Annotated in this window: 8 protein-coding genes and 1 pseudogene; 7 read left to right on the top strand and 2 right to left on the bottom strand. The window is 62.2% G+C overall.

Annotated elements, in window-relative coordinates:
- The 5 genes from ACFFAR_RS15110 to ACFFAR_RS15090 form a co-directional block, all read left to right on the top strand.
- The coding region (locus tag ACFFAR_RS15110; RefSeq protein WP_375508069.1) for a bifunctional folylpolyglutamate synthase/dihydrofolate synthase at positions 1–908 on the top strand (908 nt) is incomplete at its 5' end.
- A gap of 35 nt (positions 909–943) precedes the next feature.
- Positions 944–1831, top strand: a complete 888-nt coding sequence (locus ACFFAR_RS15105; RefSeq protein ID WP_174363767.1) for an SPOR domain-containing protein — start codon at positions 944–946, stop codon at positions 1829–1831.
- A 6-nt stretch (positions 1832–1837) separates the two neighbouring features.
- Positions 1838–2374, top strand: a complete 537-nt coding sequence (locus ACFFAR_RS15100) for a CvpA family protein (RefSeq protein WP_062002472.1) — start codon at positions 1838–1840, stop codon at positions 2372–2374.
- A 138-nt stretch (positions 2375–2512) separates the two neighbouring features.
- Entirely contained in the window at positions 2513–4060 is a 1548-nt protein-coding gene (purF, locus tag ACFFAR_RS15095) for an amidophosphoribosyltransferase (protein WP_062002473.1), read from the top strand.
- A gap of 289 nt (positions 4061–4349) precedes the next feature.
- Entirely contained in the window at positions 4350–5543 is a 1194-nt protein-coding gene (locus tag ACFFAR_RS15090) for an O-succinylhomoserine sulfhydrylase (RefSeq protein WP_062172611.1), read from the top strand.
- Between the two features lie 49 nt (positions 5544–5592).
- Here ACFFAR_RS15090 and ACFFAR_RS15085 read toward each other — a convergent pair whose 3' ends face one another.
- The gene (locus tag ACFFAR_RS15085) at positions 5593–5934 is read right to left on the bottom strand and encodes an FKBP-type peptidyl-prolyl cis-trans isomerase (protein ID WP_056362764.1); all 342 of its coding nucleotides are present in this window, start codon (positions 5932–5934) and stop codon (positions 5593–5595) included.
- A gap of 256 nt (positions 5935–6190) precedes the next feature.
- Here ACFFAR_RS15085 and ACFFAR_RS15080 point away from each other — a divergent pair, with 256 nt between their 5' ends.
- Complete coding sequence (locus tag ACFFAR_RS15080) at positions 6191–7321, top strand: sensor histidine kinase (protein WP_375508068.1); 1131 nt, start codon at positions 6191–6193, stop codon at positions 7319–7321.
- A gap of 60 nt (positions 7322–7381) precedes the next feature.
- Positions 7382–8788, top strand: a complete 1407-nt coding sequence (locus ACFFAR_RS15075; protein WP_062172613.1) for a hemolysin family protein — start codon at positions 7382–7384, stop codon at positions 8786–8788.
- A 27-nt stretch (positions 8789–8815) separates the two neighbouring features.
- Here ACFFAR_RS15075 and ACFFAR_RS15070 read toward each other — a convergent pair.
- Positions 8816–9907, bottom strand: a pseudogene (locus tag ACFFAR_RS15070) (malto-oligosyltrehalose synthase); the annotation flags it as partial.

The raw sequence follows: 9907 nt of genomic DNA, 5'->3' as shown, positions 1-9907 counted from the left end.
GCGAACTGGATGCCGTGATCCTCGAAGTGGGGCTCGGCGGGCGGCTGGACGCGGGGAATATCGTCGATCCGGATTGTGCGATCGTGACGAGCATCGACATTGACCATACGGAATATCTCGGCGATACACGCGAAAAAATCGGCTTCGAGAAAGCCGGGATTTTCCGTCCGGATACGCCTGCGATCTGCGGCGACCCGTCGCCGCCGCAGTCGCTGATCGACCACGCGAAGGCCATCGGCGCGGACCTGTGGCTGGTAGGCCGCGATTTCCGCTATGAAGCGCAGGGCGGAAACGAGCGTCAGCAGTGGAGTTACATCGGCCGGACGCAGCGGCGCTCTGCGCTGGCTTACCCCGCATTGCGGGGCGCCAACCAACTGATCAATACGTCGGCGGCGCTCGCGGCGCTTGAGTCGTTGCGCGACCGGATCCCGGTTTCCGCACAGGATATCCGCCTGGGACTGGCGAACGTGGAGCTGCCGGGACGCTTCCAGGTCGTGCCGGGCAAGCCGCAAGTGATCCTCGATGTCGCCCATAACCCGCACGCAGCGGCCGTTCTGGCGCAAAATCTCGGCAACATGGGCTTCTTCCCATACACGTACGCCGTGTTCGGCGCCATGTCCGATAAAGACATCGCCGGCGTTGTGGAACATCTGAAAGGCGAGATCGACCATTGGAACGTGACGGCGCTCCCGCTGCCACGCGCAGCCTCGGGCGCGGCGCTCGAAAGCGTTTTACGCGATGCCGGCGTCAACGACACTGCCGACAGCAGCGTTACACAATTCAATAATCCGGCCGACGCTTATCAAGATGCGTTAAAGCGGGCGTCCGAAAATGATAGAATTTTGGTTTTCGGCAGTTTCCATACGGTCGCCGGTGTAATGGCGTACCGTAAATCGCAGCGTCATTGAACGGACGGCCGGCCAGCCTCTCGCACAAGCCAACCATGTCCTTTTTTTCGTTCGGCAAGAAAGACGACGCGCCTTCGGGTCGCGATGATTATTCCGACTCCTCGCGCGGCTCGCGTCAGACCGTCCGCACGGAACGCCGGACGCGCCGCAGCGACCGCCCCGAAGCCGATGCAATGATGCTCGACCCTACGCTGCCCGAAAAGCAGCGTGCGCGCCGCCGTCTGGTAGGTGCGCTTGCGCTGGTCGCGGCCGCCGTGATCGTCCTGCCCATGGTGCTGGACTCGCATCCGAAGCCTGTCACCGACGACATTTCCATCGACATTCCCACGCGCCCCGCGGCGCCGTTGCCAAAGACCACGCATAGCGATACTGCGGCGGGTCCGGCAACCGATTCTCCAGCCGATACCCAGGCGGGCGTTGCGCCGGATAGTCCGGTCGGCGACGCGGGCAACGCGACGACTGCTGCCGCGCCGGTGACGAAGCAGGAGTCGAAGCCGGAATCGAAGCCCGCTGCGAAGCCTGCCGAAACGCAGGCACAGGCGAAAGCCGCTGTGCCCGCCGCTCCTGCGCAGAAGCCCGTAACCGCACCAGTAACGCCACCCGTACAAGCTGCAAAGCCGCCTGTCGACGCACCGGCGGCGGCTGCCGCTGCTCAGAAGAACACCCCGGCATCGCCGGCCGGCAGCCGTTTCGTGATCCAGATCGGTACTTTCGACGAAGACGCCGTCGCACAAAGTTGGGTGGCCAAGTTGAAGGCGGCGGGAGTGCCCGCATATGTTGAGCGTCGGAAGGAAGCTGACGGCACGACGCGCGCATTGTTGCGTGCGGGACCGTTTGCCGACCGGGCGGCTGCATCGGCGGCGCTCGGCAAGGTGCGTCAGGCTGGTTTGGGCGGCGGCGGCAACAACGCATCGGCGAACTAGCATTTGATGTTCACCAGTTTCGACTACGCGGTGATGGCCGTGATCGGCCTCTCCGCGCTGCGCGGAATGTGGCGTGGCTTGCTGGCCGAAGTGTTCGGCCTGATCGGCTGGATTGCGGCCTTGCTGGTCGCGGGCCGATTTGTCGGACTTGTCGTGCCGTATATCCCCGCGAACTGGCCGGGCGGCGCGCTGACACAGTGGCTGATCGCGTTCCTGCTGATCGTGGCGGCCGTGCTGGTGGTATCGAGCGTGGCTGGCGCGTTGCTCTCGCGTGTGACTGAAGTGGTCGGGCTGCGCGGTATCGACAGGTCGCTTGGACTTTTGTTTGGCCTCGTGCGAGGCGCAATTCTGGTAGTGATCCTGGTCGCCCTGGCGGGCTTGACCGAACTGCCGCAACACGATTTCTGGCGTAATGCGTTGTTCCGGCCCGCGGTCGAACAAGGCGTGCGAGAACTGAAACCGCTGCTTCCCGATACGCTCGCCGCGTACGTGCGCACCCCGCCGGACGGCTCGCAAGAACCTTCGGCGCCTCCTGCGCAATAACGACCAAGGCGTGCTACACGGGATTTGCGTGAAGGCTCGGCGCAACATCCACATAGTCCAGATGCCTTGCAGGTGTTTTGGAACCGTTGCACCGATATGCCCTTTCGACCCGTTTCGACTCTTTGAAGGACCAATGCCATGTGCGGCATCGTAGGCGTAGTTTCCCAGACTCCCGTCAACCAGTTGATCTATGACAGCCTGCTGCTCCTGCAGCACCGCGGTCAGGACGCAGCCGGCATCGCGACGGCGGACGGCAACAACTTCCACATGCATAAGGCCAACGGCATGGTGCGCGACGTGTTCCGCACGCGCAACATGCGCAGCCTGCCGGGCAATGTCGGCATTGGCCAGGTACGTTACCCGACGGCCGGGTCGGCATCGAGTGAAGAAGAAGCCCAGCCGTTCTACGTGAACGCGCCGTTCGGCATCATCCTCGCCCACAACGGCAACCTGACCAACTGGCCGCAATTGAAGGAAGAGATGTTCCGGATCGATCGCCGGCACATCAACACTGCGTCCGACACGGAAGTCCTGCTCAACGTCTTCGCCCACGAACTGCAGTTGTCGAGCTCCGGCCTGCAACTCGATCCGGCTGCGCTGTTCAAGGCGGTGAGCGGCGTCCACAGGCGAGTGAAGGGTTCGTACGCGATCGTTTCGCTGATCGCCGGCTACGGGCTGGTCGCTTTCCGCGATCCGTTCGGCATTCGTCCGCTGGTCCTCGGCAAGCAGGAAACGGCGACGGGCGTGGAATGGATGGTCGCGTCTGAATCGGTGGCGGTTGAAGGTATCGGCTTCGAATTCGTGCGTGACGTGGAACCGGGCGAAGCGATCTTCATCGATAACGACGGCAACCTGCACAGCCAGCAATGCGCCGAAAACCCCAGCCTCAACCCCTGCATCTTCGAACTCGTGTATCTCGCGCGTCCGGATTCGTGCCTCGACGGCGTGCCGGTCTACAACGCGCGCCTGCGCATGGGCGATTACCTCGCCGAGAAGATCAAGCGCGTGCTGCCGGACGTGGCTATCGACGTGGTGATGCCGATTCCGGATTCGTCGCGTCCCGCCGCCATGCAAGTGGCCGCAAAGCTGGGCGTGGAGTATCGCGAGGGTTTCTTCAAGAATCGCTATGTTGGCCGCACATTCATCATGCCGGGCCAGGCCGTGCGCAAGAAGTCGGTGCGCCAGAAACTCAATGCCATGGCGATCGAGTTCAAGGGCAAGAACGTGTTGATCGTGGATGATTCCATCGTTCGTGGAACCACATCGCACGAAATCGTACAGATGGCGCGCGATGCCGGCGCCGCGAAAGTGATTTTCGCGTCCGCTGCGCCGCCGGTGAAGTTCCCGAACGTATATGGCATCGACATGCCCACGCGCGGCGAACTCGTTGCGCATGGCCGTTCGGACGACGAAGTCGCGCGCATGATCGGCGCGGATCATCTGGTGTATCAGGACGTCGCGGATCTGAAGCAGGCCATTCGGGACATCAACCCGGCGCTGAAGGAATTCGATGCATCGTGTTTCGATGGCAACTACATCACCGGCGATATCAACGAAGCCTATCTCGACCGTCTGGAAACGGCGCGTCTTGCGCCGTCCGCACAGTCGGATCGCGACGCCGCAAGTGAAGCAATGGAAGGCGGTGTATCGCGTTCGCAGTTGCACTTGCAGTTGTCGGTGGAATGACGCGGTTGGCTGCAGCGCGCGAAAACGCGTGATAGGATTGGGTTTGCGTCGATTTGAGATCAGCTTGCGGACGCGGGTTTCGATGGCTTCATCAATCGGAACCCGAAACAGCTAAAGCGAACCGGTGGAGAGATCCGACGAACATCGACTCCCTTCCCGGCGACGCTACAGGCTTTTTCGCACCGAGCCCGCTCATGCAGACGCAGAAGCGGGTTTTTTTGCGTCCCGGTTTTTGAATGCGGCCGGGCCACCACGAATGGAAGAGATGGAAAGAATGGACGATACGAACATGGACGACAACCTCAACTTCGACACGCTCGCCGTGCGCGCGGGAACCCTTCGCAGCGACTTCAACGAGCATTCGGAAGCGATTTTCCTGACATCGAGTTTCGTGTTCGAAAGCGCCGCGCACGCCGCGGAAAGCTTCAAGAACGCTGAAGAGGCTTACACGTACTCGCGCTTCACGAACCCGACCGTCGCGATGTTTCAAAAGCGCCTGGCCGCGCTCGAAGGCGGCGAGGCATGCATGGCGACGGCGTCGGGGATGGCCGCGATCATGTCGGTAGTGATGTGCTCCATGCAGCAGGGCGACCATCTGGTCAGCTCGAAGAGCCTGTTTGGATCGACGGTTGGCATGTTCTCGCAGATCTTCACCAAGTTCGGCATTACGACCACGTTCGTCGATCCGACCAATCTCGATGAATGGCGCGCCGCCGTGCGCCCTGAAACGAAGATGTTCTTCCTCGAGACGCCGTCGAATCCGCTGACCGAGATCGCCGACATTGAAGCGATCGGGAAGATATCGAAGGAAGTGGGCGCGCTGTTCGTCGTCGATAACTGTTTCTGCAGCCCGGCGTTGCAGCAACCCTTGAAGCTCGGCGCGGACGTCGTGATGCATTCGGCCACCAAGTTCCTCGACGGGCAGGGCCGAGTGCTCGGCGGCGCGCTCGTCGGATCAAAGCAGTTCATCATGGAAAAGGTCTTCCCGTTCGTGCGCAGCGCGGGCCCGACCTTGTCCGCGTTCAACGCGTGGGTATTGCTCAAGGGCATGGAAACGCTCTCGCTGCGGGTGGAGAAACAGTCGTCGAATGCGCTGGAGATCGCGCGCTGGCTGGAAACGCATCCGGCTATCGAGCGCGTGTTTTATCCGGGGCTCGAGTCGCATCCGCAGTACGCGATTGCGAAAAAACAGCAGAAGGCGGGCGGGGCGATCGTGTCGTTCGAGCTGAAGGGCGCGACGCGGGAAGAGCAGCGGGCGAACGCGTGGCGCGTGATCGATTCTACGAAGATCTGCTCGATCACCGGTAATCTCGGCGATACACGCACGACGATCACGCATCCATCCACGACCACGCACGGTCGCTTGACGCCGGAAGTTCGTGAGGCCGCAGGGATTCGGGAGGGGTTGATCCGGCTTGCGGTGGGACTGGAAAACGCCGGGGATATTCGTGGGGATCTGGAACGCGGTTTGGACGGCCAGTAATTCGACAGCGGGGTCGGGATTCGATCCCGGACCCCGCTATCGAAAAAAATCAAACGTCCAGCAATTCCACATCGAAGACCAGCGTGGCATTCGGCGGAATCACGCCGCCCGCGCCGCGCACGCCGTAGCCGAGTTGCGGCGGAATCGTCAGCTTGCGCTTGCCGCCGACCTTCATGCCCTGTACGCCTTCATCCCAGCCCTTGATGACCATGCCGCCGCCCAGCACGAACGCGAACGGATCGTTGCGGTCATGGCTCGAGTCGAACTTCTGGCCGTCGGTCAGCCAGCCCGTGTAATGCACGCTGACCGTCTTCCCGGCGACGGCATCCGCACCTTCACCCACGACCAGGTCTTCATACTTGAGGCCCGAGTCTGTCGTCACAATCGCCATGTTTCTCTCCTTGTGTACGCCGGCTTCATCGCCGGCTGAAATCGAAACCGGTATTGTAGGGCTTTCGGGCGCATCGTCACATCCGGCGAAGCGTGCACGGCGTTTGCTGCACACTCTGGCCGTTATCCTGTAATTAATCGCGTGAGGCTGACTTGCCCCGGATCGAGAGGCCTTAGGCACTCCCCTATAATGGCCAGTCATCTCGATAAAACCGGGCAAGGTCCTCGCATTTATCAACGCTCAAGGATTTCCAATCGTGACAACGTCTTTCTCAGGCACGGTCGAAACGGGGCGCGCTCCCCGTCCTGAAGCGCCGGTCGCGGGCACGGATGGCGTGCTTGTCCTGAATGCCGCGCAGCGCTGCCTCTCAGCCGACACCGTTCTCACGCATCTGTTCGACCTCGACGCCCGCGCGTTCGAGGGCCAGGCGCTTGCCGATACCCCTTTGCCAAAGCCGCTCATCGCGGTGCTTGCCGAAGCCGCCGATGCCGCGCTCGACGCAGGCAGCGTCCGGCGTGCGCGGGTATCGATTGAGGAGGGCGGCACGCGCGCTTTCAGCATCCTCGCGCTGCCCGGCAAGGACAGCGTGACGCTGATCGTGTCGCCGTGCAGCCTGGATACGGCCGCGCAGACGCAGCAGAAGCAGACGGACGAACGCACCGCCCACTTGCGCGCCGAAGCGGCGCTGTTCATGCGCGATCACGTGCTGGGCGTGGTATCGCACGACTTGCGCGGACCACTGAACGCCATTCATAGCTGGGGTTACGTGCTCGAGCGCAAGGTCGATACCGCCGATGCCTCCGCCCAGCGCGCCCTGGGTGGTCTCCGCTCGGGCGTCGAGCAGCAGGTGAAGCTGATCGAGCAATCCATCGATACAACCCGCGCCGAGACCAAGACACTCGCGCTGAACCGCGTTCCGCTCGCGCTGCGTCCGTTGCTGGAGCACGCGGCGGGCGAAGCACGAGCGAGCCTCGCGACCGCCCGTGAAGTGTCGCTGCAGTTGGAATCGGCGCTGGCGGAAGAGCAGATCATCGGCGATAACGAACGGCTCACGCAGGCGCTGTGGCTCATGCTCGCGTTCGCCACGGAGGGCAGCGCGGCCGGATCGACGGTGATTACCGAAGCGCGCGTGGAAGACGGCGCGTTCGTCGCTATTGTCAGTTTTACGGCATCGGTGAAAGCGCTTACCGATCCCGATTTGCCGCACGCGCTCGAAGCATTCGCACGCAAGCAGGCGACCTTGCCTCGCGAAGCGGCGCGCATTGCGTGGGGACTGGCGCTCTGCAAGCGCGTAGCCGAAGCGCATGGCGGCACGTTTGAACACGACGACGTAACCGATGACGCCAACGTCACGCTCAAACTGCGCGTCCCGTTGAGCGGCACCTGATTTAACTTTCGAGCAGCTTGCGCCTCTATACTGGCGTTTTCTCTTGTGGAGCAAGTTGCTTTGAATCAGGTTGTCGCGCTAATTGGTGCCTTGTTGCTCGTCGCGCTGAACGGGTTTTTCGTCGCGGCCGAGTTCGGGCTGGTCAAGCTGCGCGCCACGCGCGTCCAGGCCATCGCACGGTCGAACGGTTTGCCCGGACGCCTGCTCGCGAAGGTTCATGGCAAGCTGGACGCGTATTTGTCGGCGTGTCAGCTCGGCATCACGCTTGCGTCGCTCGGGCTCGGCTGGCTCGGCGAGCCGGCTTTCGCCGCGTTATTGCATCCGCTTTTCGCGCTGGCGGGCATCGAATCAGCGAAGCTGATAGATGCAGTCTCCCTGTTCTTCGCTTTCTCCTGCATTTCCTTTCTGCACATCGTGGTCGGCGAACTTGCGCCGAAATCGTGGGCGATCCGGCGTGCCGAACAGGTCGGTTTGTGGGTGGCCATGCCGCTCTACGGCTTCTACTGGGCGATGTACCCGTTCATCTGGGTGCTCAATTCGAGCGCGAATTTCGTGCTGCGCCTGTTTGGGCTGAGCGGCGAACATGGGGGCGACGCCCACTATTCCACTGACGAACTCAAGCTGATCCTGCGCGGCCGGCGGTTGACCGGGGCGTCGACCACGCCGGACACGCTGGGGATTTCGAGTTCGCATGCAGATTCCAGCTACAACGCCGACGAATGGAACACCATTGCGCATTCGCTGGATTTCAGCCGCATGACGGTGTCCGACCTGATGCGTCCAAGCCACGAGATGGTCGGCCTGCGCAACGACCTGCCGATGCGCGACAACATGCAGGTGATCGCGCGCCATCGTTTCAGCCGCTATCCGCTTTTTGCCGATGCGACCAGCGAACGTGTGCTCGGCATGATCCACTTGAAAGACCTGCTGCTCGCACGCGATGGCGCCGGGCGCGGCCTTCTCCACGGCCTGACGCGACAGGACACGAAGCAGGATTCCCTCGAGCGCCACGTGCGCCCGGTTCAATACGTAGCCGGCAATCTTTCAGCGCTCGAATTGTTCAGGCGTTTCCGCAAGGGCGCGCCGCACTTTGCGCTCGTCGGCCGCAAGGGCGAGAAGCCGATAGGTTTCCTCACGCTCGACAACCTGCTGGGCGCGCTCGTTGGCCAGATTCACGACGAGTTTCGTCAAGGCGATGCCGACTGGTCACGCATGGACGATGGCACGCTGATGGGCAAGGGCAGCTTGCCGGTGGTATCGCTGGAACGGGCGTTGGGGATCGATATCGACGAAGGTCAGTCGGAGTCTGTTGGCGGGCTCGTGATCAATGCGCTGGGCGATCTGCCTAGCGAAGGCCAGCGCGTGGGTTTCGATCGTTTCGATATCGTCGTGAAGAAGATGAACGGACCGCGCATCGTGCTCGTTCGCGTCTATCCGCATGAAGAGGTTGCAGAAGAAGCGGATTGATCCTTCCGCTTCCTCCGCGTTGATTCATCAGACCCGCGGTACGCCTTCTTCCATCAGCAATGCAACCGGCATTGAAGCCAGCGCATCGCGCATGAACAGGCGCTGACCATCGGACTTGGGCGCGTTCGGGCTCAGCCAGTCGAACAACGCCCGCGAAGCCAGCGCTTCCGGCAACACGACCGCCGTGTCGCCCCAATGGGCGGCATCGACCAGGGGCAGCGCGGTATCGTTTTCAGCGAGCAATGCGTCGGCCAAGCGCGTCGCGATCACGATCACGTATGCGCTTCCCGCGTGCCGCGCATACGCGACAACGCTATCCGCATGCGCACCTTCCACTTTCAGCGGTATGTACGAACCCTGCTCGAAAAGCGCTGGTGAATGCGCCCGCAAGGCAAGCGCGCGACGCACGATACCAAGCTTCACGCGGCCATCTTCCCAATTCTGCAACTGTTCCGATGGCGCACCCTGCGCCTCGCCTTCAGCAAGCCACGTGCGCCGCTGCTCGAAGTCCACGGGACGGCGATTGTCGGGATCGACGAGACTGAAATCCCATAGTTCGGTGCCCTGATAAAGATCCGGCACGCCCGGCGATGTCAGCCGCAACAACGTCTGCTGGAAACTGTTAATGGCGCCGGTTTTCGCAATCCGCGCGACGAACGCCGGCAACTCGCCGAGGAAGCCATCGCGGCGTTGGGGCGCGAGGATATCGAAAAGAAAATCGCGGCATGCGTTTTCATAGGCTTCGTCGGGCGCGAACCAGCTCGTGCGCAACTTGGCTTCGCGCATCCCCTTCAACTGCCACGCACTCACGCGCTCGGCAAGTTCCTTGACGCCGGCTTCGTTGTCGGGAGAAAGCGTAGGCGGCCAGCAGCCTACGAGCGTCTGATAAAGCATCGCTTCGGCGGCAGCACCTGGCGCCCAGTCGTTTTCATCGGCATTCAGGATGCGACGCTGCGGCGTGTTCAACGTCGACCAGCTTTTCAACGTTGCAGCCCACTCGTCGGGGATCTCGCTTAACGCCGCGATCCGCGCACGGACGTCTTCGCCGCGCTTGTGGTCGTGCGTGGCGGTCGTGAGCATGGCATTCGGGAAGCGTTTGGCGCGCTCCTCGTTGCCTTC

This window comes from uncultured Caballeronia sp., from assembly GCF_964243625.1.
Classification (GTDB): Bacteria; Pseudomonadota; Gammaproteobacteria; order Burkholderiales; family Burkholderiaceae; genus Caballeronia.
This window is presented reverse-complemented; position numbering and strand designations above follow the sequence as displayed.